Here is a 26,367-nt window from a genome sequence, read left to right as displayed (position 1 = left end):
AAATTCCTCCTAGTAAAAGAGTTGTCGTCTACTTTGCTATTTATTGTAAAAAATAAAAGGCATTATAGCCTCTTATTTTTTAGTAAATTCTCTATTTTTGAACTTAAATCTATCGAAAGTTCTTCAGCATACTCTTGACAAATACCCTCAGTGTATAGATTGAATAGAGCTTTTTCTTTATCTGGTAAAACTAAGCACCAACCTTTATCAGTATTGATTCTCACACCTTCAAATAATTCTATATTTCTATTATCATTTTGCATTATTATATTTTTTATAACTCGTCCCTTATCATCCCACTCACACTCAATTTGTTTTTTTATAAAATAAAATTCAGGAATCTCATCTACTATATGACTAAGTCTGATTTTATTTTCAGCTAAAAAATCTATAATTTTACAAACGGCACTAACGGCATCAAAATTGAATAAATACTGAGTAAACATCTCTTCATCTCTTAGAACAGCATTCATAAAACAAGAGTGAGAATGTTTTGTCTTAATTATTTCAACATCGTGTTTTTGTGTCAGTTTTTGTATTATCGTAGGCATAGTATGAGGAATTACTATTCTTTTGATATTTTTTGATTTTAATAAAATAAGAGTTGTTAAAATATTGTATTTTTCATTGTCTATTATTCTTCCTTTTTCATCTATTATTAATACACTTTCTCCATTTTGACTCAATACAACTCCAAAATCTAAATTATTCTCAACTACATTTTTGGCCATATTACTTAAATATAAATCAATATCTTCATAATCTTTAATAGAATGATCACACGTTACATCACAACCTATTTTTTCAAAAACCTTATAGGCCAACTTCATAACATCACTACATATAGAACTTACTAATATTTTAGGTTTAATAGTTTTTATCTCATATAAATTATTTATGTTTTTCATATTATCATCTATATAAAAGTAATGGAAATTATCCACTTCTATAATATCTTTAATATCTTTTGCGTTACATCTTTCAAAATCATCTCTATTAAATAAATTTTCTATTTTTATTTCTGTAGCCCTATCTATATTTGCTCCAGTTTCATTCATGAATTCAATATGGACTTCATCATTTTTCAAATGATTTATACTAACATGTACCCCACCTTTTGCTTTATAATGTCTTATTGCAAATCTATTTATTGCAAGATTTGTATTTTTAATATCTATAACCCCAACTCCAGTTGAAAGTATTCCTGATATTAATGAATTTTTAATTATTTGTGAAGCATTAAAACAATCACAGCTAATAATAATGGATGTATCTTTATGAAGTGTAGATGCATATGCAGAACCAAGTCTTGATGAAAACTCAGGATTTATCTGTGTATTTATATGTCCAGATACATCTTTGTACCCAAAAATATTTTTTTCTACTTTAGTACCCCATACTACATTTTGACTTATTATTGTATCTTCTTTAATTATCTTATCCGGCCATATCTTGACATTAGGATTCACCTTTACTCCACACGACAACAGACTTCCTTTACCTATTGCAGATTTTTCAAATGTATTTATTCTACTTTGCAATTCTACATCATTACATAAAACCGACCCTCTACAATGAGTGCTGCTTCCTATTTTAGAATTTTTCCAAAGTATGCTCTTTTTTAAACTACTATGGTTTCCTATATCGCAGTTAGGTCCAATAATTGAATATGCATTTATATTTACATTGTCTTTAATACTAGAATTTTGAGCTATATAAACAGGGGAACTCAATTTAGTATTTTTTCCGATTTCAACTCCATCTTCTATCCATATTCCTTTTTCTATTTCTCTTGCATTAATATCTACACAAACTTTTCTGTCTAATATATTAAAATGTGTTTCCATATAAGAGTTTAAGTCCCCTATATCATTCCAATACTCCTCCGTAATATATCCGTACATAGGGATTTTGTCTTCTAATAATTTAGGAAATAGATCCTTACTAAAATCAAAGTTTACATCTTTATCAAAATAATCTAAAATTTCCGGTTCCAAAATATAAATACCAGTATTTACTGTATCGCTAAACACCTCAGACCAACTTGGTTTTTCTAAAAATCTTATAACTTTACCTGATTCATCTGTTATAACAACTCCATATTCCAGAGGTACATCCTCTCTTCTTAAAATAATAGTTGCTTTTGATTTTTTTTGTCTATGATAATCAATAGCTTTACTTATATCAAGATCAGTCAATGCATCACCACTTATAACTATAAATGTATCATCTAAAAATTCTTGTGCATTTTTAACACTCCCTCCTGTTCCAAGAGGTGTATCTTCTATAAAATATTCAAGATTTACATTCCATTTATCTCCAGCTTCAAAGTAATCCATTATAATAGATGGCATATAAGCCATAGTTACAGCTATATCCTTTATGCCATGCTTTTTTAATAGATCAATAGAGTACTCCATAACCGGTTTATTAAGTATCGGTACCATAGGTTTTGGTATATCGCACGTAAGAGGTCTTAACCTAGTTCCTTTACCTCCAGCCATAATAACTGCTTTAATATCAATCACTCCTTACAAATAATAACTATCTATATAATCTCCAAGTACTTAATTTAAATACATTAATTTACAATTTTATCTATAAATAGTTTTAATTTTGTTTTCATAGATATTGTTTTTATTTCACTATCACTTACAATATCTATACTTGCTACATTGACGCCATCTTGTGTATAATAATTTATTTTTCCAACTTTATCTCCTATATTTATAGGATATGTTAACTTATCCAAAATAATACTTCTTTCAATTTTTTCTTTATCTTTTTTTACAACCCATAAATCTTCTTTCGTTTTTAAATTTATTTCTAATTCACTTTCTCCGTATAAATACGTCTTACCTATAAATGTATCTTTTTTTACTATTCTAATTTTATTAAAGTTATTCTTTGCATATTCTAAAAGTTCTTTTGATGCGCTTGTTCTTTTTTTAGAACTTTGTCCTCCTAGAACCACACTTATAACTCTAAAATCCTTATTATTTTCATTTGTACTTTTTATATTCATAGTAGACGCTAAACAATACCCAGCCCTTCCAGTAAATCCTGTTTTTAGTCCATCAACACCTGGCATTATTCTAAGTAAAGCATTAGTATTATTTCCTATAAACCCTCTTTTGTAATTTGTATGAGTTTTTATACTAGTTATAGCTAAAACATCTTGTTTATAATTATCTATTAGATACTTTGCTAATAAACTTAAATCTCTAGCTGTAGACATATTTTCTTTAGGAGTTTTCATATCTCCATTTATTCCGTAAACAGGTAGTCCATTCGGATTAATATATGAAGTTTTGTTCATACCTATTTCTTTAGCTTTTTTATTCATCATTGAAACAAATGTTTTCGTATCTCCTCCTACATGTTCTGATATTGCAACTGCCGCATCATTTCCAGATACAACCATTATCCCTTTCATTAGGTTTATCAACTTAACCTTTTCTCCTGTTTTTAATCTATAAGTGGATCCTCTTGTTTTAGCCGCTTTAGAACTGATCTCTACGATATCATTTTTTGATACTTTATTATTCTTTATACTGTCTAGAGTTACTAACAAAGTCATCATTTTTGTTAAACTTGCACACGGCATCTGCTGATCTGCATTTTTTTCATATAGAACAGTTCCACTTTCCTGATTTATAAGTATAGAAGCCTTTATATATTTATCCATATCATAATTTTGAGCATTTGATACATTTGTAAATAATACAAATACAATTATTAATGTTGCCATTTTAGATTTCAATTTATCACTCTCCTCAAAAGTTTACTTGTTTTAATACTATTTAATATTTACTATTTGTTTTTTTATAATTCATATAAAGTAAATTTTCATACCAATTGAAGTAAAAACTCCATCCGAATTAAGTTCACTTTACCTTGACATTTTTCTGACAACAGTTGATGTCCATGTAGCTATAACAGTTACACCCAAAAACATTTCAACTGAAGCCAATATCTTTCCATGATAATTTATAGGTATAATATCGCCATAACCAACTGTAGTAAATGTAACTATACTGAAGTACCAAGCCTGAAAATAATCGCTCATAAACTTTTTAAAATCCAAATTTAATATTTGTGAAAAACTGTACTTAATTGTATTATGATAATTCATTGTACAATCAAAATTTATATTAAATCTAAGTCCAGCTATCATATATAAATAAGCAAATATACTTATCAAAATAAATGAAAAAAACAAAACATTTTGTGGTTTTTCTCCATATCCCACTATATATTTAGATAGCAAATCCATTATTTTAGGTAATATATATTTGTGATATTTCTTTTCTCTCAAAATTTTATAAATTTTATTTTTTTTAAGTTTAGATCCATTTTTATTTTCGTCTTTTATACTGGGAAATATCATTTTCCCATTGTACATTCTCTCTTGATAGTAATACTTACCACTTTCTTCATAATCGCCTATTATATTAGATTGATTTTTAGCAATTCTATATGCATTTCTAGCATCTGTATATCTTTCTTTATCGTAGTCTACATTTTCAAGTACAAATTTAGTGTTAGAAGAAAATCTAACTCCATCAAATTTCACTCCGTTTGATATATTTTTAAATATAAACTTTTGTCCTAGAAATTTAGACATATAAAAAATAGATATACTTTTACTGCTTAAAAATTCACTCTTATCAAATATACAATTTCTTATAAATACACAATTTTCAAAAGAAACATTTTGATTAAACCTTGTATTTATAAACAAAACATTTGAGTAAAATTTGTAATCATCGAAATATACATTTTTATTAAATAGTGAATAAGAAAAATCAAAAGAAGCTTTTTTATTTAGATTACTTATTTTTATATTTAGCATATTTATATCTTGATCAAATATAATCCCTCTAAAATCGTATATATTTTCTTTCTTATTCCAGAAATACTTATTTGCTTCTATATCTCCATTTAATATATTAGTTATAGTTTCTTTTTCTTTTTCTGATTTAACCTTTCTATGAAATAAACAGTATTGTGAAACATCATCTGTATATCTATAGCATTTACAATCTCCAAGCTCCCACTTGCATTTCATAAAACACTAACCTCCATAAACTATAAAAAATTCGCTACTCTCATGACGCCAACAAGTCTTAGGACTCTGTTGCTTAAAAATAGTTGTAATTGTATCCTTTTCTATAAGTTATCCATAAAATAAAAAATGATATAATCTCTTTAAGTATAAAAAATTCATCTACTTTCTACGCACTGAATCATATCGCCATCTCATATATACTGTAATTTGCACCATAAATTATATTCATTCAAAAACTTTAAATATTTATAATTTTCTATTTGTTATAAGAAGACATTTATAATATATTATTGACACTTTATATAATTTTTATCCCTAAACAAAATGCAATGTATTATTTTAAAAATAAACATCTAAATATTTCCCGGGAATTGTATATAACAATAAATACATATACTTCATAAACTGTTGTATAAGGAGGGATATTTTGTGTCTAATTTTGATAAATCCAAATTGCATGTCACCTTTATGGATGGCGTTAATAAAGTAAGTCCTATAATACCAAGAAAATATACGCTTACCCATTCTGATGAAACAGGTGAGCTTTTCTTAGACATAGGAAAAGATTATAACTACAAGGCTATTACATCTTTTAGAGATGAAGTTTTAGGCAAGTGGATAAATTTTAACAATATGTATTATCTACAGTTGTATGCTTATATAAGTGGTGGTGAGTTTGACTTTAAAAGATCTGCAATACGATATAATATATTTCAAAAAGAACTTCCTTTAGCTCTTACGGCTATAATCAACGGAGATAAAACTTTTTATAAAGCTCATCCCTATTTATATAACTCACCTATATTTATAAAATTCAATTCTATATACCCTGCTTTTAATAAAGTAGAATACTTTGGAAGAGTCAAAGATTATTTTATTTAAATGATAAAAGTCCTAATTTCAGTTGAAATTAGGACTTTTAGTATTTGTCATTAAATTATATAATTTTCTTATAAATAAAAATTCGTCTAATTGCGAGTATAGTATTTAATCAATATTATCTACAGATCCAAAATCCTATAGATTCCTATAGAATAAAAAGAGAGGTTGGAAATATGAAAAAAATCCTGGTATTAATATTAATAATTTTATGCTCATATATCTACTATCAAGTAACAGACATTAAAGTTAATAAAGTAAATATATATTCAGATAAAATTTCTAATGATTCAAGTATACGAATACTTCAAATATCCGATATTCACAACAGAAATTTAAATAATACAGGTTTAATACATTATATTAGGGAATCAAATATAGATATGATTGTTTTAACTGGAGATATTATAGATGCTAAAACTGAAGATTTCGAGCATATATATTCATTTTTAGATTCATTGATAAGTGTAAATCCAAATGTATATTTTGTAAGCGGTAACCATGAATGGAGAAACCCAAATAAAGATGAATTTATAGCTTCTCTAAAAAAGAAAAACTTAATAGATTTAAACAATTCAAATAAGGTATTTGAAAATGATAATACAAAAATAAATATTTGCGGAATTGATGATCCTTACAGCAACCATGAAGATATTTATTCAGCTTTTGAAAATATCGATTCTAATTTTTTTACTATTTTATTATCCCACTCGCCTAATGTTATTTTAAAATATGAAAATATAGACTCCAATTTAATTTTATGTGGTCATACACATGGTGGACAAATTAGATTACCTATAATAGGAGGTCTTATAGCTCCAGGACAAGGCTTTTTCCCAAAATACGATAAAGGTTTATATGAATTAGACACAGATAGATCGATTTATATAGACAGTGGTTTAGGAACAAGTACTTTACCTATAAGGTTCTTAAACAAAAGTCAAATAAGCTTAATTATTTTACAAAATAAAAAAAATGATTAATAAAAAATTCACTTCATACTAACGTATAGCTCATATCGCCAACGAGTCCTAACGGGCTCCATTGCTTAAAATAGTTGATAATTCAATTCTTTCATCAATATTATCCACAAGTCGAAAATCGTATTATTTACTTATATGAAAAAAAGAGCCTTACGGCTCTTCTGGTGTTGATTTTCTCATTATTATCATTACAAGAATTAACGAAATTAAAATGACAATTATATTTAATATTAATTTATGATTTATTTCTTTATATTCTTTTTCCTTATAGTTTTTATTTTGTTCAGTTAAATTTGATATATTGCATATTTCTTGGTCTTCTTTTTCTATATAATCTTTATAGCTTTTTATATCATAAGAAGGCATTTTAGCATATTTATTACCAAATAAAAGTTTATATTTTTTGTTGTCATCTTTTTTAAATACTATTTTATCTGTATAATAGTTAATATGTATATTGTCTATATTAATAGGCTTATCATCTTTATTATGTATAATTATTTTAATAATATTTGGTTTGGAAAAGTAATTTAAATTGAAGTCTGTTATTACATTATTCTTTTCTTCTTTATGATTTTTTAAATTTAATCTATAAATCATTCCAGAATCAACCGTGTAAAATTCTTCGTATTTACCATTCTTATAGTATGTATCATACTTTCTCTTAAAGTTATCTTGACTAATAATTTTAATATCCCTTATATTTAGATTATCTTCATTATTTATTAATATGACAGTATCATTATTTTCTAAATTAATGTTAAAATGTACCTGTTTTATTTTTACGGAGTTTTTATTAAATACATAGTAAGGTACAAATTCATTTTGATTATTAATAATTCTAAGATCTGATAAATCATCTTTTGCATATCTATAAATTTCTTCATCTAAAAAAATTGATTTGTATTCTTTATGATCACTATAATAAATCTCTTTTGAAAATTTCCAATCATCAATATCTTCATTTGCAAAACTTAAAATATGAATAGAAAAAAATAATAAAACTGTTAGTAGTACTACATTCTTCATGCATCTTCATCTCCCACTTCTATGTTTCTTCTAAGATTCTGATACATATATGATATTCCTATTAATACAATACCAAAGCAGAAATATGCAATTATTTTTCCTCCTGTATGTAAAAATGCTAAATCAAATATAAATAACTTTCCAGTTGAGAATATCGATAATCCAAGTCCAAACCTTCTTATCACAGCAAACTTATTTTTAAATCCATAACTTATGCAAACAAAAGACATCACTATAAAGAACATACTTATTATAAGATTTATATTATTTAAATCAAATTGATTTACAAGAAAAGATGTAGTCGATCCTAATATGTATATAGCCAAAACCATAGGGTATACTTCCAAGCTTAGTGCTTTTTTCTTTATTAGTTTTAATATTAAATCCTTTACACTAAAAAATACAAATATATTGTAAGTTATTAAAATTAAAATAGGCAATACTTTATGACTACCATTTAAAGATGAACTCATATTAAAAAAGTTCATACCAAATCCTAATATATCTACAAAAACATATAGAACAATAGATATTTTATCAACTATATTATCTTTGATTAGTTTTATTTTAGATATGCCATAAGCAAAAACAGCAGTAATTAAAGATTCAGAGATTAAAAAATAAAAACTATCATAGTAATATATTTTGGTGTATTTATCATAAACAATAGAGTCTATTCTTAATAAATATATCCACGTACTGATAATCATAAAATATTTATAATAAGTTAGTAATTTACCTTTCTTTGTATATTTAAACAGTTCTTCTTCATTCAATTTCACTGCATAGAGGCTAAATATATATATTATACTTAAAGTAATTAAAGTATATTTCAGCGTAAAGTACTCAGCAATCCAAGGATTAAAAAAGTCTTCTATAATAAATAATCCTACACTTAAAGCTAATACAATCCATCCTCCAATTTCCATTTTTCTCATATTGTTTTTAACAGAATAAAAGATTATTAAAATTGATTCTATAAGCCATCCAAGTGTGGCCCATTCGATCCCAAATTGTAGAGGTATAATCAAAATACTAAAAGCCATGGCTGTAATATAAAACATCATTTGAGTCTCTTTTTCTTGTGACGCACTTTTTTTAATAAATTCAGCTAAAGCAAAATATATTAGTGCATATGAAAGAGCAAGCATTCCCTCATATGAATGATATCCTCCAATTTCAAATAATTCATATACAATTAAACAATTTATTGCTGTATTTAATCCTAATAAAATAAAATCTGCTTTTTTAAGATTAATTTTTTCTTTAATTGGATATGTAAGAGTTATAGATAAGTACATTATAAATGTTAATATCGAATAAACTATGCTAATAATCTTACTTGGTGATTCAAAAGCTAAATATACAAAACAAGGAATGTTAAGTAAAAAGCTCAAATAGTTTATGTAAATCCATCGTCTTTCTAATGACAATTTTAAAACTAGTAAATTCAAAGCTAATAAATATCCCATAGCTATATATATTTGTATATCTCCTATTCCTTCAACAAATACATATGTAAAGAATGGTAAATATCCACCTATAAGAGATATACCACATATTGTCATAGATTTATATCTTTTTGATAATAACAAGGATGCCATTGTTACTAAAATAGATAAACATATACTTATTGGCATATTAAGTATATTTAAAATAAAGTAACTACTAAAAATCGAGAAGTATAATGCCCCTATTCCTCCACCACTTAAACCAAGAGCAAACAAATTTTTTTCTTTTCTATTTAGCCATTCTCCTGCCCCTAGAAGTAATCCGCCTAACATAAAACTTGAAATTCCCTTTACATATTCATTAAACCATGTTGAATATGTATATTTTGTTGCACTAGCAAGTCCAAGTAAAAGTAAAATTATACCCGCTTTATTTATCCAATTAAGTCCAATTTTCACTTCTATATCATTGTACTTTTTCTTTCTTTCGATTACTTCTTGACTAACTCCTTCACTTTTCAATTCATTATATTCTCTCTTTATTTCACCAATAATATCTTCTTTTTCTTTTTTTATTTTTTCTTTTTTTATTTTAATTTTTTGATTTAATTCTTCTTCTAATTTTTTTATATCAGAAAAAATATTTTCTTCTTCCACTGACAATTCTATTTTAGCAATCTTTTGTATTTTACCAAGTCTATCTTTTGCAGAACTTTCTAGTGCGCTCAGTTTATTAATTTTTTTATTTATTTCATTGTTAAAATACATATCTATCTTCTTCTTGGATGCATTCAAAATAGATATTTTTTCATTTATAATTTGTTCTTTTAATGACATTTTTAAATTGGTATTTTCATCTAATAATCTCCTATTCTCATATTCTAGCTTTCTGGTATTTTTTTTATAATTATCAATTTCTTTTTTAAGTTCAATATTTTCGCTTAATGTATTATCTAAATTCAAGTCTTTTATAAGTTCTTCATATTGACTTATAATATCTATTTGATTTTTTAAAAGATCATTAACTTTATTTTTAAGTTCCATAACATTCCTCCAATTTATGCGAAAGCTAAAAGTTCCAAACTATATGGCATATCAACTTAATTCCAGTTATATTTTACCATATAATTCAAATTATTATATAAATGAATTATATGTGCATTTGTTATAAATAAAAAAAGTAGATATTAACCTACGTTAATATCTACTTTATTATTAATATTATTAATTAAAATTCTGCACTTTTTGGTGTTCTTGGGAAAGGTATAACGTCTCTTATATTACCCATACCAGTTAAATACATTATAGCTCTTTCAAATCCAAGTCCATATCCTGCATGCTTTGTTCCACCGAATTTTCTAAGCTCTAAATACCACCAGTAATCTTCTTCATTAAGATTCATTTCTTTCATTCTAGACTCTAGTATATCAAGTCTTTCTTCTCTTTGGCTTCCTCCGATTATTTCTCCTACACCAGGAACTAATAAGTCAGCAGCTGCAACAGTTTTGTTATCATCATTAAGTCTCATATAGAAAGATTTGATATCTTTTGGATAATCAGTAACAAATAAAGGCTTTTTATATACCTCATCAGTTAAATATCTTTCATGCTCTGTTTGAAGGTCACATCCCCACTCTACTGGATAATCAAACTCTTTACCTGAATTTTTAAGAATTTCTACAGCTTCAGTATATGATATTCTACCAAAATCAGAATTAACTACATTATTTAATCTATCAAGTAAACCTTTGTCTATAAATTTGTTGAAAAACTCCATTTCCTCAGGAGCATTTTTCATAACATAATCAATTAAATATGTCATCATTTCTTCTGCTAAGTCCATATAATCATTAAGATCTGCAAATGCAATCTCAGGCTCAATCATCCAAAACTCTGATGCATGTCTAGTTGTATTAGAATTTTCAGCTCTGAACGTTGGTCCAAAAGTATAAATATTTCTAAATGCTAATGCATAAGCTTCTGCCTCTAATTGTCCACTTACTGTTAAATTAGTTTCTTTGCCAAAGAAATCTTTAGAATAATCCACATTTCCCTCTTCATCAACAGCAGGATTTTTCATATCTAAAGTAGTTATTCTAAACATTTCTCCCGCACCTTCACAGTCACTACCTGTTATTACAGGAGTATGAGTGTATACAAATCCTTTCTCTTGGAAAAATTTATGTATAGCATAAGCCGCTATAGAACGAACTCTAAACACTGCTGAAAATGTATTACTACGTGGTCTTAAGTGTGCTATAGTTCTTAAATACTCAAGAGTATGTCTTTTCTTTTGTAGCGGATACTCACTTGAAGATTCTCCTTCAACAGTTATTTTAGTCGCCTTTATTTCAAAAGGTTGCTTTGTTCCAGGTGTTAATACCAGCTTACCTTCAACCACTATAGATGTACTAATAGATAATTTACTTATTTCTTTGAAATTATCTAAGTTTTCTTCGAACACAACTTGGATATTTTTAAAGAAACTACCATCATTTAATTCTATGAATCCAAATGCCTTTGAAGATCTTAGTGTTCTTATCCATCCTGATATTTGTATCATCTGATCAGAATGCTTTTCTGTTTCTCTATAAATTTCTTTTACCAATATGTTTTTCATACTATTGCCTCCTTATATATTTTATTTACTCTCTATTATATTTTTTTAGATATAAAAAAAAAGTCTCTCATCCCTGATGAAGGGACGAAAAACTTATTATTCGCGGTACCACCCTAATTGCCATAATATGGCCACTTTCTATAAATACAAAGATTAACTTTATATTATTCATTTGTAACGGTATGAAGCCGTCTAAGCCTACTATTTTCTCAATTTCGGTTAGAAACTCTAAGTTGTTCTTCTCTATGACTTTTAATATTGACCTCTCACCGCCGCCAATTCGCTTTAATTAAAATAATTCATAGATACTCTTCTCTTCACTGTTTTTAAATATTCTACTTTAATTAGTATTTATATTATATTATCTTTATTTTTTTATGTCAAACATATTTGGTAATTAAAGTTTTTCTTTATCTATTTCTGATTTTCATCATCTACCCATTCTTTAGCTTCTCTAGTTGCTCTCTCACTTGGTATTGATACATTAGTTTCATCAAATACACTTTCAATATCTGCCCATGCTGCAGTTTCATGACTTTCAGTTAGGTTAGTAAATTTATTTCTTTTGTCTTTGTTTTTCATGTCAATCACTCCTTTGCTTATATTATTTACTAAATTTAAAAATTTATTATAATTATATAACTATAATTTATTCTCATAGTTTATTTTTACTTGTTTTCATGGTAAAATGTTTTAGATTAGATTTTTATTTTAATAAACTTGTTTTAGGTTGTATTTATAATTATCTATAATATAAATTAATAATGGTAATTATATAATAGTAATTTTAAATTATATAATAACTATTAAGTCATATAACTCAAGAAAATATAATTGTAGGAGGATTTATTATGAAAAAAGAGTTCAAACAAGAAATAAAAAAGAAAGTAGACTTAAAAAATATGAATCAAGCCGAAAAGGACTTATCTACTATGTTTGGTAAGATGATATTAAAAAAATCAATTATACCTTTTATTTTAATATTGTTATCATTCTTTGGAACATCATCATTTATTACTAATATTTGGGCAAGATTCGGACTTACATTAGCTGTTACAGCTGGATGTTTTTATTATTTAAAATTATACAGAGACAAACTTCAGCAATTAAAATACTATGAAGGAAAAGTTATATACTTCCAAAAGAAAGAAAATCAATACGAACTTCTACTTAAAAACGGAAAATTACCTATTAAGTTAAACATAAAGAAAGGATTAGATGAAAATAACGTTAAAAAAAATCAAATCTTACGTTTATATTACAATGAGCCAGAAAAAGTAGCTATTATTGTTAAATAATTTTTTTAAACAGAATCTCAAATTAGATTCTGTTTTTTAGTTTATTTAGGGTTTATGTATAGATTTTTTTTATAAAAAGATATAAAATATTATCTGTATACAATATACTTTTAATCGAAAGAGGTGTTTTTCTTGAAATTATTTAGACAACTAGGCATAGTTTTATTTATATGCATTTTAGGAGAAGTAATTTCTAATTTTTTATCATTTCCATTACCCGGAAGTATAATCGGTATGATCTTGTTATTTATATTTCTTAATACAGGTATAATCAAACTTTCTATGATCGAGGATATAAGCAAGTTTTTATTAAATAATCTGGCTTTCTTTTTTATACCAGCAGGAGTAGGCTTAATATCGTCTCTTGATATATTACAGGGGCAATGGTTTATATTGTTTTTTATATCTATTATTTCTACTATATTAGTAATATTTACTACTGGATTTACAATTCAAATATTAAAAAGAAGGAGAGATTAATATGAATTTAGTTAATAATCCTATATTCGGAATACTTATAACTATAATAGCTTTTGAAATTAGTGTTCTTATAAATAAAAAAATAAAGCTTTCTATCTTAAATCCTGTATTTATAAGCATGATAATTATAATTTCATTTCTTTTAATACTAGACATTGATTTTGATGCATATAATAAAGGAGGTAACTTTATTACTTTCTTCTTAACCCCAGCTACAGTAATACTAGCAGTTCCATTGTATAAACAGTTTGAACTTTTGAAAAAAAATTTATTTCCTATTTTAATAGGTGTATTTGTAGGATGTTTAACATCTATATCAAGTATAATATTTTTAAGCAAATGTTTAAATGTAAATACCAAAATAGGTTTATCTCTAATTCCAAAATCAATAACTACCCCTATAGGTATCGAAATATCAAACCAAATAGGAGGTATACCCTCAATAACTATAGTTTGCATAATTATAACAGGTGTCGCAGGAGCTGTTTTAGGTCCTTCATTATGTAAATTTTTCAAAATAAAAGACAAGGTTGCCATAGGTGTTTCAATAGGAACCTCATCACACGCCCTTGGAACTACAAAAGCTATGGAGCTTGGAGAGACGGAAGGAGCTATGAGTAGCCTTTCTATAGGAATTGCAGGTATTATAACTGTATTATTAGCTCCTATACTGATAAAATTTATAGGTTAACATTTGAGCCATATTCTTATTTTAGAATATGGCTTTTGTATTTTTATAATATTTTTTATTATTTTTATTCATTTTTATTAACATTTTTTGGAATATAGTGATATAATATAATTAATTAAATTTTCTGAATTTTCTATTTTTATATTTAAGGGGGCTATACTTATGTTAAGGGAATCTTTAAGTAAAGACAAATTCAACGAACTAGAAGATTTTATCAACTCACTTGAAGAAAAAAAAGGGGCTTTAATAGAAGTTCTTCATACAGCTCAACATATTTTTGGTTATCTTCCAAAAGATGTTCAATTATTTATAAGTAAAAAGTTAAATATACCTTCTTCAAAAGTATTCGGTGTTGTCAGTTTCTATTCTTATTTTACTACAAAACCAAGAGGAGAATACGTTATAAACATTTGTCTTGGGACAGTATGTTTTGTAAAAGGCGCTGATAAAATAATGGAGAAATTCGAGCAAGAACTCAATATTAAGTGCGGAGAAACTACTCCTGATGGTAAATTCACGTTGGAAGGTTTAAGATGTGTTGGTGCATGTGGATTAGCGCCTGTAGTTGTTGTAAATGAAAAAGTTTATGGTAAGGTCACACTGGATGATGTTGAAAAAATACTTTCCAATTACAATAATGAAGTTGAAGATAAAAAATTAGCACAATCTTCAATATAATTTATAAGGGGGGAGAAAAATAATTATGAATAAAATAAAATCATACAAAGAACTAATTAGTCTTAACGAAACTCTAAAACCACTTATGGGTATGAGAAATAATACTAATTTTCAATATAGAGAAAATGATTTAAAAGAAATTTTAGTTTGCGGAGGGACAGGATGTCATTCTGCTCAAAGCGATGAAATAATTGAAAATCTTAAAACTAGCATTAAAAATAATAATCTATTAGATAAAGTAAAAGTTTCATTGACTGGATGCTTTGGATTTTGTGCTAAAGGCCCTATAGTTAAAATTTTTCCTGATAATGTTTTTTATGTGAATGTGTCTCCTAATGATGCTGAAGAAATAATAAGTGAACATATATTAAAAGGAAATATTATAGATAGACTATTATTTGAAGAGCCTACTATAAAGCAGAAAGTTAAAAAACATGATGATATGTCTTTTTATAAAAAACAACTTCGAATAGCACTTAGAAACTGTGGTGTTATAAACCCAGAAGATATAAATGAGTACATAGCCGAAAATGGTTATATAGCTCTTGGAAAGGCTTTATCTTCTATGTCTAACGAAGATGTTATAAATGTAATAAAAAAATCAGGCCTTAGAGGAAGAGGAGGCGCAGGTTTTCCTACCGGTCTAAAATGGGAATCAACTTTAAATGCTTCATCTCATGAAAAATATGTTATTTGTAATGCTGATGAAGGTGATCCAGGAGCTTTTATGGATAGATCTGTTCTGGAAGGAGATCCCCACTCCGTCTTAGAAGCTATGATAATCAACGGATATGCAATAGGTTCAAATAATGGTTATATATATATTCGTGCAGAATATCCACTAGCTATTCATAGACTTAAAGTAGCTATAAATCAAGCTAGAGAATTTGGATTTTTGGGAAAAGATATATTAGGCACAGGATTTAACTTTGATATTGAACTTAAATATGGAGCTGGAGCATTTGTATGTGGAGAAGCAACTGCTCTTATACACTCTATTGAAGGAAATCGTGGAGAACCTAGAATGAAAACAGTAAGTTCTTCTAAAAAAGGTTTATGGAGCAAGCCTACTTGTGTAAATAACGTAGAAACTTATGCTAATATACCTGCTATAATGTTAAATGGCTCTAAATGGTACTCCAGTATAGGAACTGAAAAATCTAAAGGTACAAAGGTATTTGCACTTGGAGGAAAAATCAACAACGTAGGTCTTGTTGAAGTTCCAATGGGTACAACTTTACGAGAAATAATATTTGAAATAGGTGGAGGAATACCTAATGGTAAAAAGTTTAAAGCTGTTCAAACAGGAGGTCCTTCTGGTGGATGTATCCCTTCTAAGTTTTTAGATACTCCTATTGACTTTGATTCTTTAAATGCAATAGGTTCTATGATGGGTTCTGGAGGAATGCTTGTTCTTGATGAAACGGATTGTATGGTTAATATAGCTAAATTTTTCCTTGAATTTACCGTAGAAGAATCTTGCGGAAAATGTACACCTTGCCGTATAGGAAATAAAAGACTACATGAAATATTAACTAAAATTACAGAAGGTAAAGGATGTGAACAAGATTTATATGATTTAAAAGAACTTGCTGAGACAATTAAAGACACATCTTTATGTGGTCTTGGAAAAACATCGCCAAACCCAGTACTAAGTACAATGAAATACTTTATGAACGAATATGAGGATCATGTTATATATAAAAAATGTAGTTCAGGTTCATGTCAAGCATTACTGAATTACTTTATAACTGATAAATGCATAGGATGTACAAAATGTTCTAAAATCTGTCCTGCAGATGCTATAAATGGAAAAGTAAAAGAAAAGCATGTAATAGACAATACAAAATGCCTTAAATGTGGTGCTTGTTTGGATTCATGTAAATTTAATGCAATAGTAAAAAAATAGTTAGCGGGGTGATAATATGAATTTAGTTAATTTAACTATAAATAATAAAAGTATATCTGTTCCTAAAGGAACTACTATTTTAGAAGCTGCAAAAGGATTAAATATAAAAATACCTACTTTATGTCATCTAGATCTTCATAATATAAAAATGGTTAACCAATCTGCTTCATGTCGTGTATGTGTAGTTGAAATAGAAGGCAAAAAGAATTTATTCCCAGCATGTTCTACACTTGTAAAAGATGGTATGATAATTAGGACAGATACACTAAGAGCTATAAAAGCACGTCGTACTGTAGTTGAACTACTTTTATCTGATCATCCTCAAGATTGTCTTCTTTGCGATAAAAACACAAATTGCGAGCTTCAATCCTTAGCTGCTGACCTTGGAATTTCAGAAATCAAATATAAAGGCAAAACGTCAAGCCATGGAATAGATACATCTAGCTACTCTATAGTAAAAAACCTAGATAAATGTATTTTATGTAGACGCTGTGAGACTATGTGTAGTGATGTTCAAACAGTAAATGTTCTATCTGGGGTTGATAGAGGTTTTGAAACTACTATATCCCCTGCTTTTTACAATCCTATGCATGAAACTTCATGTACCTTCTGCGGTCAATGTCTTGCAGTATGTCCTACAGCAGCTTTAACAGAGGTAAATAATATTCCAAAAGTGTGGAATGCATTATCAGATAAAAATAAAACAGTTATAGTTCAGGTAGCACCTGCTGTTAGAGTTGCTTTAGGAGAAGAATTTGGTATGAATCCTGGTGAACTTGTTACAGGTAAAATAGTTAGTTCACTTAAAAATTTAGGTTTTGATAAAGTATTTGACACTGACTTTGCTGCTGATTTGACAATAATTGAAGAGGCTTCTGAGCTTGTTCACAGAATAGAAGAAAATAAAAATCTTCCTATTCTTACTAGCTGTTGTCCTGCATGGGTTAAATTCCTTGAACATCAATTTCCAGATTTATTAGACATACCTTCAACTTGCAAATCTCCACACGAAATGTTTGGAGCTATAGCTAAAACTTATTTAGCTAAAAATATGGATATAGATCCTGAAAACATGGTAGTAGTATCTATAATGCCATGCGTTGCAAAAAAATACGAAGCAGCTCGTCCAGAACTGTCTAATGAAAAAGCTAAAGATGTAGACATAGTAATAACCACAAGAGAATTTGCTAAAATGATAAAAGAAGCTGGAATTGATTTTAACTCTTTAGAAGATGATGACTTTGATAATCCATTAGGTGAATCTACCGGAGCTTCAGTTATATTCGGTACAACTGGAGGAGTTTTAGAAGCTGCCCTTCGTACAGCTTATGAGTGGATTACAAATGATACTTTAGATAATGTAGAATTTACTAAATTAAGAGGTATGGATGGGATAAAAGAAGCTAGTATAAAAATAAATGATATGAATATAAACGTAGCTGTTGCAAGTGGGCTTGGAAATGCTCGAAAAATACTTGAAGATATTCAATCTGGCAAATCTAACTATCATGCTATAGAAATAATGGCCTGTCCAGGAGGATGTATAGGTGGAGGGGGCCAACCTTACCATCATGGAAATTTAGACATAATATCAGAAAGAGCAAAAGGATTATATAAAGAAGACAGATCAAAAAAAATACGTAAATCTCATGAAAATGTATACGTTCAAAGTTTATATAAAGAATTTTTAGGCGAACCTTATGGAGAAAAGGCTCACAAACTGCTTCATACCCACTACCATAAGAGAGCTACAGAATAAAAATTTGTCTAGTAGCTTACGCACTGATTCATGGCGCCAACGAGTTTTAACAGACTCTGTTGCTTAAAAATAGTTGGTATTGTAGTACTTTTAGCAATGTTATCCACACAACGAAATTTATACTTATCCTAAATTTAAATAGGAATATAATTTCCTATTCGTTATAAAAAAATCGCTGATTTTTAATCAGCGATTTTTCTATTTAAATATATTTAGTAATATTCCTGCTGCAACAGCAGAACCTATAACTCCTGCTACATTAGGTCCCATGGCATGCATCAAAAGAAAGTTAGAAGGATTTTCTTGTGCTCCCATCTTTTGAACAACTCTTGCAGACATAGGAACAGCCGATACACCAGCAGCTCCTATCATAGGATTTATTTTTTTACCACTTACTCGATACATTAATTTTCCCATTAAAACACCAGATGCAGTTCCAATCGAAAATGCCGTAAGCCCCAAAAGTATAATACCCATTGTTTGAACAGATAATACTATATCAGCTTCTGCTTTTGCACCAACTGTAAGTCCTAAAATTATTGTTATTATGTACATCATAGAATTTTGAGCAGTTTCTACAAGCTTTGGAACCACATCAGATTCTTTGATTAAATTTCCAAACATAAGCATACCTATTAAAGGAGCTGATGATGGAAGTAATAGAATTGTAAATGTCGCTACTACTATTGGAAATACAATTTTTTCTGTCTTTGATACAGGTCTTAATTGTTCCATTTTTACTTGTCTTTCTTCTTTTGTTGTTAAAAGCTTTATAATAGGTGGCTGTATTATAGGAACAAGAGCCATGTAAGAATAAGCAGCTAAAGCTATTGGTCCTAATAAATCTTTAGCTAATTTACTTGTAAGATATATAGCAGTTGGCCCATCTGCGCCTCCTATTATGCCTATTGCAGCAGCTTGAGCTCCACTAAAACCAAGTAATATAGCTCCTATAAAAGCAAAGAAAATTCCAAATTGTGCTGCAGCTCCTAAAAGTATACTCTTCGGATTTGCTATAAGAGGTCCAAAATCCGTGCTAGCTCCTACACATAAAAATATCAAAGGAGGATATATTCCAAATTTTGTTCCCATATATAAATAATGTAAAAGTCCGTCGCCACTCATTAAATTAGTCTTTGGTAAATTCACCAAAAGCATTCCAAATGATATAGGTATTAATAAATAAGGTTCATACCCTTTTTTTATAGCTAAATATAAGAATGTAAAAGAAACAAAAATCATAATTACTTGCTTATATGACACAACGCTAAATCCAGTCGATAACCAAAATTCATTTAGCATATTTAACATTTGTTCACCGCCTTTAAATCTAATTAAATACTTATCCTATAAACAACAATATATCTTCTGCTGATACATTTTGTCCCTGAGCTATACTTATTGATGAAACTTCACCATCTTTAGGTGATACAATTTCATTTTCCATCTTCATAGCTTCAAGAGTGCATACTACTTGACCTTTTTTAACTGTTTCTCCTTCTTTAACTTGCAAAGAAACAATTTTTCCTGGCATAGGAGCTTTTATACTCTCATTACCTGCACTAGATTGTTTTTGTATATCAGGTTGTTGTTTTTGAATAGAATCTTGAATCTTAGGTGTAGATTTTTCAACAATTTGATCTTCTTCTAATTCTTCTACTTCCACTTCGTACACTTTATCATTCAATTTTATTTTGTATTTTTTCATAATATCGCCTCCTAAATATTCTTATATTAAACTATTCTTCTAATACTTTTAACCCTAAACTTAGAATCTTTGTTTTTACTTGCAAGAATAGATGCCATCAATGCCGCCACCAAATCATTTTCATCCTTTAAGTTTTTAATATCTACTAAATCATCATTTTTAATACTAGTGATAGCTATTTGAGAATCACTTTTTTTCTCTTCTTTATAAAATACAACTTTAAATAAATTTAATATTAAAGAAATAATATATAAACTCAAAAATACTACTGACATACTTATAAATGTTACTTTTAAAGCTTCTATAATACCCATACATTATCCCTCCTATACATATACTTCTATATAACAAACTTCATCTTCTAAGTTTACAGCTTTTCTTTTTTTCAAAAACTCTGTTGTAACCTGAGGAAAAAGCGAGTAAGAAAGTACATCTTCTTCAGATTTGGCTAAATCTTTGATTTCCTCTTTCATGACTTCAAATCCATCCTTTAATAAATCTGCTGGTCTTACAGTTATCATTTTTTCATTTCCTATTATTTTGTTTTTTATATCTTCATCTATAGGTGCGGGTGATCTTCCATAAAATCCTTTTACATAATCTTTTATTTCCTTTGGTACAAGTTTATATCTTTCTTTAGTTAAAACATTAAATACTGCTTGAGTTCCAACCATCTGACTAAGTGGTGTTACAAGAGGAGGATATCCTAAATCGGCTCTTACCTTTGGAACTTCTTTTAAAACCTCTTCATATTTATCCTGTGCATTTTGCATTTGAAGCTGAGATAAAAGATTTGAAAGCATTCCTCCTGGAACCTGATATGTCAAAGTCTTAGGTTCTGTTCCTAATACTTTAGTATTTAATATTTTTTCATCTATATATTTTTGCTTTATAGGTTTAAAATATTCAGCTATTTCTTCCAAAGCTTTCATATTTAGTTTAGGATCTCTAATGCTATCCTTAAACGTTATTGCCATAGACTCTGTAGGTGGTTGAGATGTTCCCATTGAAAATGGAGATATCGAAGTATCTATAATATCAACTCCCGCTTCTACGGCCTTCATATACGTCATAGAAGCTACTCCACTTGTGCAGTGAGTATGGAGGTTTATTTCTAAATTAGTATTTTCTTTTATATTTTTTATAAGTTCATAAGCATTGTATGGTGTAAGTATACCCGCCATATCTTTAATACATATAGAATCAGCCCCTAAGCTCTCCATCTCTTTTATTTTCTGTATATAATAATCAGTGGTGTGGACTTTGCTTGTCGTATAAGATATAGCACATTGACAGTGAGCATTTTCGTTTTTTATACTTCTTATCGAAGTTTCAAGGTTTCTTACATCATTTAAAGCATCAAATACCCTTATTATATCGATTCCATTTTCTATAGATTTTTTTATAAACTTTTCTACTATATCATCTGGATAATGCTTATATCCAAGTATATTTTGCCCTCTAAGCAGCATTTGTAATTTAGTATTTTTTACTTTTTTCCTTATTTCTCTTAATCTTTGCCATGGATCTTCATCTAAAAATCTAAGGCAAGAATCAAAAGTTGCTCCTCCCCAAACCTCTATAGCATTATATCCAACTTTATCCATATTCTCTAATACAGGAATTATCTCATCTATTTTAAGCCTGGTAGCTATAAGTGACTGCTGAGCATCTCTTAGTACAGTCTCATTTACTTTTAATTCGTTCATAATTCCACCTCATTTCGTTGATTTACCTTAATTGTATCAATATGTTTTATCTGTGTACAGTTATTGTAAAAGGTATTTAAAGCTATATGATTTATTTTTTTATTTGTTTCAGTGGGTTCTTTTTTTTTTATAAAGTGAGATATAATTAACATATTTTAATAACAGTATTTAATTATTTTTTCCATTATTAATAGTAGTTATAATTAAATTTTTTCAAATAAATAAAAGGTACGAAAAAGCATAGCTTTTTCGTACCTTTATTTTATTATATTATTTTTTACTACTTTATTTAAATAATCTAAAAGATCATCTTTTAATTCATCATGTTTTAGAGCAAAATCTACAGTTGCTTTTAAAAATCCTAACTTATCTCCAACATCATACCTTCTTCCTTCAAAATTGTAAGCGTGCATTGCTTCTATTTTAGAAAGTTCCTTTAGCCCATCTGTAAGCTGTATTTCTTTACCTTTACCCGGAGGTAAATTTTCTAATATTTTAAATATATTAGGAGTTATGATATATCTTCCTAAAATAGCTATATTTGAAGGAGTCTTATCTATATCTGGTTTTTCTACTAAGTCCTCAACCTTATATATTCTATCATCTATGTGTTCTGATTTAATTATTCCATATTTATTTACATCTTCTTTAGGAACATCTTGAACTCCAAGTATTGTAGTTTGATACTTTTGATAAACACTTATAAGCTGTTTTAAACAAGGAGTTTTAGAATCAACAATATCATCTCCAAGCAGTACAGCAAAAGGTTCATTACCTATAAAATATTTTGCGCAATAAATAGCATGACCTAATCCTTTAGGTTCTTTTTGTCTTATATAGTGAATATTAATCATATTTGATATATTTCTTACTATTTCAAGAAGTTCTTTTTTTTCTCTATTTTCAAGTTCAAGTTCTAGCTCTACCGATTTATCAAAATGATCTTCTATAGATTTTTTATTTCTACCTGTAATTATTAATATTTCTTCTATTCCAGATTGAACAGCTTCCTCTATTATATATTGAAGAATTGGCTTATCCACTATTGGAAGCATTTCTTTTGGCTGAGCCTTAGTTGCTGGTAAAAATCTAGTTCCAAGTCCAGCTGCTGGTATTACTGCTTTTTTTATATTTTTATTGATAGGACCTACCTCCTTTCATTATATATTTATGTGATTTTTAAATAGTTTCAAAAATTTTCAAAAGCTTATTTGCAGTGATTTCCCAATTATACTTTTCCAATACAAATTCCCTTCCTGTTTTCCCCATATCAATTGCCAGATCTTCATTATCTAAAAGATATTTAATATATTGTTCAAAAGCCTTTGGATCATCATACTCCTTAATTGCAAATCCATTAACTCCTTCTTCTATAACTTCAGCATTTCCACCACGTGCAGTAGTTATAATCGGAAGGCCCGCCGCCATTGCTTCATAGTGAACTCTAGCAAGTGGCTCTCTCCATTGAGAAGTACATACAAATACATCTCCCATATTATAGTATTTACTTATTTCATCTGGTGTTAAGAAACCTGTAAATATAACTGGATTTTTTAATTCTTTAGCCATATGTTGTAATAACAATGTATAGTTACTAGGTGTATTAAGACCATACCATTTACTTCCTACACACATCAATACAGCATTCGGATGAGAATTCATCACTTCTTTCATTGCTTCAAACAAAACATGAGGTCCTTTGTTTTTAGATAGTCTACCTACATAAAGTATAACCTTTGAATTTTCAACCCCATATTCTTTTCTCATATTTATTCTATCTTGTACAACATCTTCACTCCAAAATGGTTTTATTTTATTTCCATCTACAGCTGAATATACTGGATTTAATTTACTTTCAGCAGTTGGATATATACTTTTTACTTCATCTGCTACAAATTTACTTACAGTAGTAATAAATTTAACTCTATCTATACATTCTAAAGCCATTTCAGGTTCAATTTTTTTAGGTAACAGCATTTCATTGTGAAGACTAAGACTTAAAGCAGTATTAGGTACAACTTCATTTAATATAGATATCCAACGCGGTCTATTAAACACATGGATCAAATCAAATTCGTCAGTAATTTCATTTTTAACATTATTTATATAATCATCAGCATTTTCTCTTTGTACTCTAATATAAGTTACATTGTCCTTGCTCTCTCTAGAAGGAAGTTTATCATTTGCTACACTAAAAACTGTTATTTCATGATATTTAGATAAAATAGGTAATACACCTTGTATATATATTTGAATAGCTCCTCCTAAAACAGGAGGAACAGGAAGCATTTCTGTACAAATAAATGCAATTTTCATAAAATACTCCTTTCCTTATTAAATTCAGTTAAATTTCAATATTTTTTTAAGTCATTATTTATTGAAATTTTCTTGATACATTATATTTAGTTAATTTATAAATGTGATTTTTCAAACACAAAAAAAGTCCCAATATTTAATTGGGACTTTATAAATTTAATGTAAAAATATAGCATACATATTTATATATTAAACTATCTATGCTATATTTTTGCCGATATATTTATTTATTTATATATATTTTTACTATGTTTTATTTAACTTTTAGTAACTTTTCTTCATCTTCTTTATTAGCTACATAAGATAACTTAGCCCATGCAAAGAATATTGCACCCATCAGAGACCATCCTATTATAATTCCCCACTCATAAGGCCAGTTAAGAGCAGCTGGAGCACCTGGTAAGTATAAAGTTAACATTCCTAAACTTAATAAAACAGCTATACTTCCTACTAACTTACCACACTTAATCTTATATGGTCTTTTCATATTTGGCTCTTTATATCTTAAAACTAAAAATGATATTGTTACAATTAAGTATGCCATAACGATTGTAATTCCACCAGCATTAACAAGCCAGCTAAGCATTTGTCTTCCAAAGAAAGGCGCTATGCACGAGAACATTCCTACTAATAAAACAGCATTAGTCGGTGTTTTATACTTTGGATGTACACGAGCTAAAAACTTAGGAAGCATTTTTGAATCTGCCATAGCATAAATAGCTCTACTTCCACCTACATAAAATGAATTCCAACTAGTCAATATACCACCAATACCAGCTATTACCATAAGTTTTCCAGCTAAAGTACTATTATAGTATACAGCTTTCATAGAATCTGCTGTAACCATAGTAGATGCATTCAATTCAGTTTGATTAAGTGCTAAAGATACAGCATAAATAATCATTACATACCAAAATATAGCCATAACTACTGACATTAGAAGTATTCTTCCAATTTTTTTAAACGGCAAATTAATTTCTGCCGCAGATTGAGGTATAACATCAAAACCAACAAACATGAACGGTGTCATTATAAGAACAGACAATATACCTTTAGGTCCATCAACTATTAAAGGTTTTGCATTCACAGGATCTCCGTTAACTAAAGATCCTAAAAAAAACAAAATTCCTATAGCAACAACTATAAAAGTCAAAACCCCTTGTAAAAAAGCTGCCGGCTTTACACCTATATAATTTATAGCAGTTATAAGAATTGAACTTACAACTCCTACTAATACCCATGTAAAATTCACATCATAACCCATCACAGTATACATATATCCCCTAACATAGTTAGGAAATAAATATTCTACTACAGTAGGAAGTGCCACTGCCTCAAATGCCACAACTGATATGTATCCTAATATAATAGACCACGTGCATATAAATGACATATTCTCTCCTAATGCTCTATGGCTAAATACATGCTCACCACCACACTCAGGCATTGCCGATGTTAATTCTGCATAAGTTAATCCTACAAACAAAACCATGATGCCCCCAAGTATAAAAGCTATAGCAGCTCCTAATGATCCCGCTTTTTTTATCCATTCTCCTGCAAGTACAATCCATCCCCATCCTATCATAGCTCCGAAAGCCAATGCTAAAACATCCTTTTTAGACAATACTCTATTAAAATCCTTCGATTTGCTACTCATCTAAACTTCCCCCTTCAAATATTTGTGCTAGACCAAACAACTTATGTCTTATATCCAAGTTGTTTCATGAGTCAAAAAAATATACCTGATTTATTATATGATTTTTTTTGAAAAATTATTACATTAATT

The 26,367-nt window shown here is 28.1% G+C and carries 22 protein-coding genes and 1 other annotated feature; of the genes, 8 read left to right on the top strand and 14 right to left on the bottom strand.

The window, feature by feature from the left end; all coding sequences use genetic code 11:
• Positions 1–62 precede the first annotated feature (62 nt).
• The 3 genes from P4S50_RS06185 to P4S50_RS06175 all read right to left on the bottom strand — a co-directional run bounded on the left by P4S50_RS06185 (position 63) and on the right by P4S50_RS06175 (position 5,071).
• Positions 63–2,528: a sugar phosphate nucleotidyltransferase gene (locus P4S50_RS06185; protein WP_277733772.1), complete on the bottom strand. Its 2,466-nt coding sequence runs from the start codon at positions 2,526–2,528 to the stop codon at positions 63–65.
• 53 nt (positions 2,529–2,581) lie between these two features.
• The gene (locus tag P4S50_RS06180) at positions 2,582–3,763 is read right to left on the bottom strand and encodes a D-alanyl-D-alanine carboxypeptidase family protein (protein WP_277733771.1); all 1,182 of its coding nucleotides are present in this window, start codon (positions 3,761–3,763) and stop codon (positions 2,582–2,584) included.
• A 129-nt stretch (positions 3,764–3,892) separates the two neighbouring features.
• Complete coding sequence (locus P4S50_RS06175) at positions 3,893–5,071, bottom strand: ion channel (protein WP_277733770.1); 1,179 nt, start codon at positions 5,069–5,071, stop codon at positions 3,893–3,895.
• 429 nt (positions 5,072–5,500) lie between these two features.
• On the opposite strand from P4S50_RS06175, the gene P4S50_RS06170 reads away from it, so the two are divergent.
• A complete protein-coding gene (locus P4S50_RS06170) occupies positions 5,501–5,953 on the top strand; it encodes a staygreen family protein (RefSeq protein WP_277733769.1) in 453 nt (150 codons plus the stop codon).
• A gap of 173 nt (positions 5,954–6,126) precedes the next feature.
• Positions 6,127–6,933 carry a metallophosphoesterase gene (locus P4S50_RS06165; RefSeq protein WP_277733768.1) on the top strand — a complete coding sequence of 269 codons (807 nt, stop codon included), beginning with the start codon at positions 6,127–6,129 and terminating at the stop codon, positions 6,931–6,933.
• A gap of 150 nt (positions 6,934–7,083) precedes the next feature.
• Here the strand turns inward: P4S50_RS06165 and P4S50_RS06160 are convergent, their stop codons facing one another.
• From P4S50_RS06160 to P4S50_RS06145, 4 genes are all read right to left on the bottom strand, one after another.
• A complete protein-coding gene (locus tag P4S50_RS06160) occupies positions 7,084–7,962 on the bottom strand; it encodes a hypothetical protein (protein WP_277733766.1) in 879 nt (292 codons plus the stop codon).
• Positions 7,959–10,457 carry a DUF2339 domain-containing protein gene (locus tag P4S50_RS06155; RefSeq protein ID WP_277733765.1) on the bottom strand — a complete coding sequence of 833 codons (2,499 nt, stop codon included), beginning with the start codon at positions 10,455–10,457 and terminating at the stop codon, positions 7,959–7,961. Before P4S50_RS06155 ends, P4S50_RS06160 begins: the two co-directional genes overlap by 4 nt.
• A gap of 184 nt (positions 10,458–10,641) precedes the next feature.
• The gene (gene asnS, locus P4S50_RS06150; RefSeq protein ID WP_277733764.1) at positions 10,642–12,033 is read right to left on the bottom strand and encodes an asparagine--tRNA ligase; all 1,392 of its coding nucleotides are present in this window, start codon (positions 12,031–12,033) and stop codon (positions 10,642–10,644) included.
• 77 nt (positions 12,034–12,110) lie between these two features.
• Positions 12,111–12,363, bottom strand: a binding site (T-box leader).
• A gap of 84 nt (positions 12,364–12,447) precedes the next feature.
• Complete coding sequence (locus tag P4S50_RS06145) at positions 12,448–12,615, bottom strand: DUF3787 domain-containing protein (RefSeq protein ID WP_277733762.1); 168 nt, start codon at positions 12,613–12,615, stop codon at positions 12,448–12,450.
• Between the two features lie 269 nt (positions 12,616–12,884).
• On the opposite strand from P4S50_RS06145, the gene P4S50_RS06140 reads away from it, so the two are divergent.
• The 6 genes from P4S50_RS06140 to P4S50_RS06115 all read left to right on the top strand — a co-directional run bounded on the left by P4S50_RS06140 (position 12,885) and on the right by P4S50_RS06115 (position 18,848).
• Positions 12,885–13,331: a hypothetical protein gene (locus P4S50_RS06140; protein ID WP_277733761.1), complete on the top strand. Its 447-nt coding sequence runs from the start codon at positions 12,885–12,887 to the stop codon at positions 13,329–13,331.
• A gap of 132 nt (positions 13,332–13,463) precedes the next feature.
• Positions 13,464–13,811: a CidA/LrgA family protein gene (locus tag P4S50_RS06135; RefSeq protein WP_277733759.1), complete on the top strand. Its 348-nt coding sequence runs from the start codon at positions 13,464–13,466 to the stop codon at positions 13,809–13,811.
• Position 13,812: 1 nt separating this feature from the next.
• Complete coding sequence (locus tag P4S50_RS06130) at positions 13,813–14,502, top strand: LrgB family protein (protein ID WP_277733758.1); 690 nt, start codon at positions 13,813–13,815, stop codon at positions 14,500–14,502.
• Positions 14,503–14,664: 162 nt separating this feature from the next.
• Positions 14,665–15,180, top strand: coding sequence for an NADH-quinone oxidoreductase subunit NuoE (nuoE, locus tag P4S50_RS06125; RefSeq protein ID WP_277733756.1), 516 nt, complete (start codon positions 14,665–14,667; stop codon positions 15,178–15,180).
• Positions 15,181–15,205: 25 nt separating this feature from the next.
• On the top strand, positions 15,206–17,089 hold the full coding sequence (locus P4S50_RS06120) for an NADH-quinone oxidoreductase subunit NuoF (protein ID WP_277733754.1): 1,884 nt from the start codon (positions 15,206–15,208) through the stop codon (positions 17,087–17,089).
• Between the two features lie 16 nt (positions 17,090–17,105).
• Complete coding sequence (locus P4S50_RS06115) at positions 17,106–18,848, top strand: NADH-dependent [FeFe] hydrogenase, group A6 (protein ID WP_277733752.1); 1,743 nt, start codon at positions 17,106–17,108, stop codon at positions 18,846–18,848.
• Positions 18,849–19,046: 198 nt separating this feature from the next.
• Here P4S50_RS06115 and P4S50_RS06110 read toward each other — a convergent pair whose 3' ends face one another.
• The 7 genes from P4S50_RS06110 to P4S50_RS06080 form a co-directional block, all read right to left on the bottom strand.
• Complete coding sequence (locus P4S50_RS06110; RefSeq protein WP_277733751.1) at positions 19,047–20,159, bottom strand: sodium ion-translocating decarboxylase subunit beta; 1,113 nt, start codon at positions 20,157–20,159, stop codon at positions 19,047–19,049.
• A gap of 31 nt (positions 20,160–20,190) precedes the next feature.
• Positions 20,191–20,556, bottom strand: a complete 366-nt coding sequence (locus P4S50_RS06105; RefSeq protein WP_277733750.1) for an acyl-CoA carboxylase biotin carboxyl carrier protein subunit — start codon at positions 20,554–20,556, stop codon at positions 20,191–20,193.
• A gap of 26 nt (positions 20,557–20,582) precedes the next feature.
• On the bottom strand, positions 20,583–20,870 hold the full coding sequence (locus P4S50_RS06100) for an OadG family protein (protein WP_277733749.1): 288 nt from the start codon (positions 20,868–20,870) through the stop codon (positions 20,583–20,585).
• 12 nt (positions 20,871–20,882) lie between these two features.
• Positions 20,883–22,265: an oxaloacetate decarboxylase subunit alpha gene (locus P4S50_RS06095; protein WP_277733748.1), complete on the bottom strand. Its 1,383-nt coding sequence runs from the start codon at positions 22,263–22,265 to the stop codon at positions 20,883–20,885.
• A gap of 257 nt (positions 22,266–22,522) precedes the next feature.
• On the bottom strand, positions 22,523–23,407 hold the full coding sequence (gene galU / locus P4S50_RS06090) for a UTP--glucose-1-phosphate uridylyltransferase GalU (protein ID WP_277734685.1): 885 nt from the start codon (positions 23,405–23,407) through the stop codon (positions 22,523–22,525).
• A gap of 37 nt (positions 23,408–23,444) precedes the next feature.
• Positions 23,445–24,581 carry a glycosyltransferase family 4 protein gene (locus P4S50_RS06085; RefSeq protein WP_277733746.1) on the bottom strand — a complete coding sequence of 379 codons (1,137 nt, stop codon included), beginning with the start codon at positions 24,579–24,581 and terminating at the stop codon, positions 23,445–23,447.
• Between the two features lie 253 nt (positions 24,582–24,834).
• A complete protein-coding gene (locus P4S50_RS06080) occupies positions 24,835–26,238 on the bottom strand; it encodes an APC family permease (protein WP_277733745.1) in 1,404 nt (467 codons plus the stop codon).
• Positions 26,239–26,367: the final 129 nt, after the last annotated feature.

The sequence above is a fragment of the Tepidibacter hydrothermalis genome (genome assembly GCF_029542625.1).
Taxonomy (GTDB): domain Bacteria; phylum Bacillota; class Clostridia; order Peptostreptococcales; family Peptostreptococcaceae; genus Tepidibacter_A; species Tepidibacter_A hydrothermalis.
The sequence above is the reverse complement of the archived record's forward strand: the minus strand, read 5'-3'. Positions and strand labels throughout refer to the sequence as shown.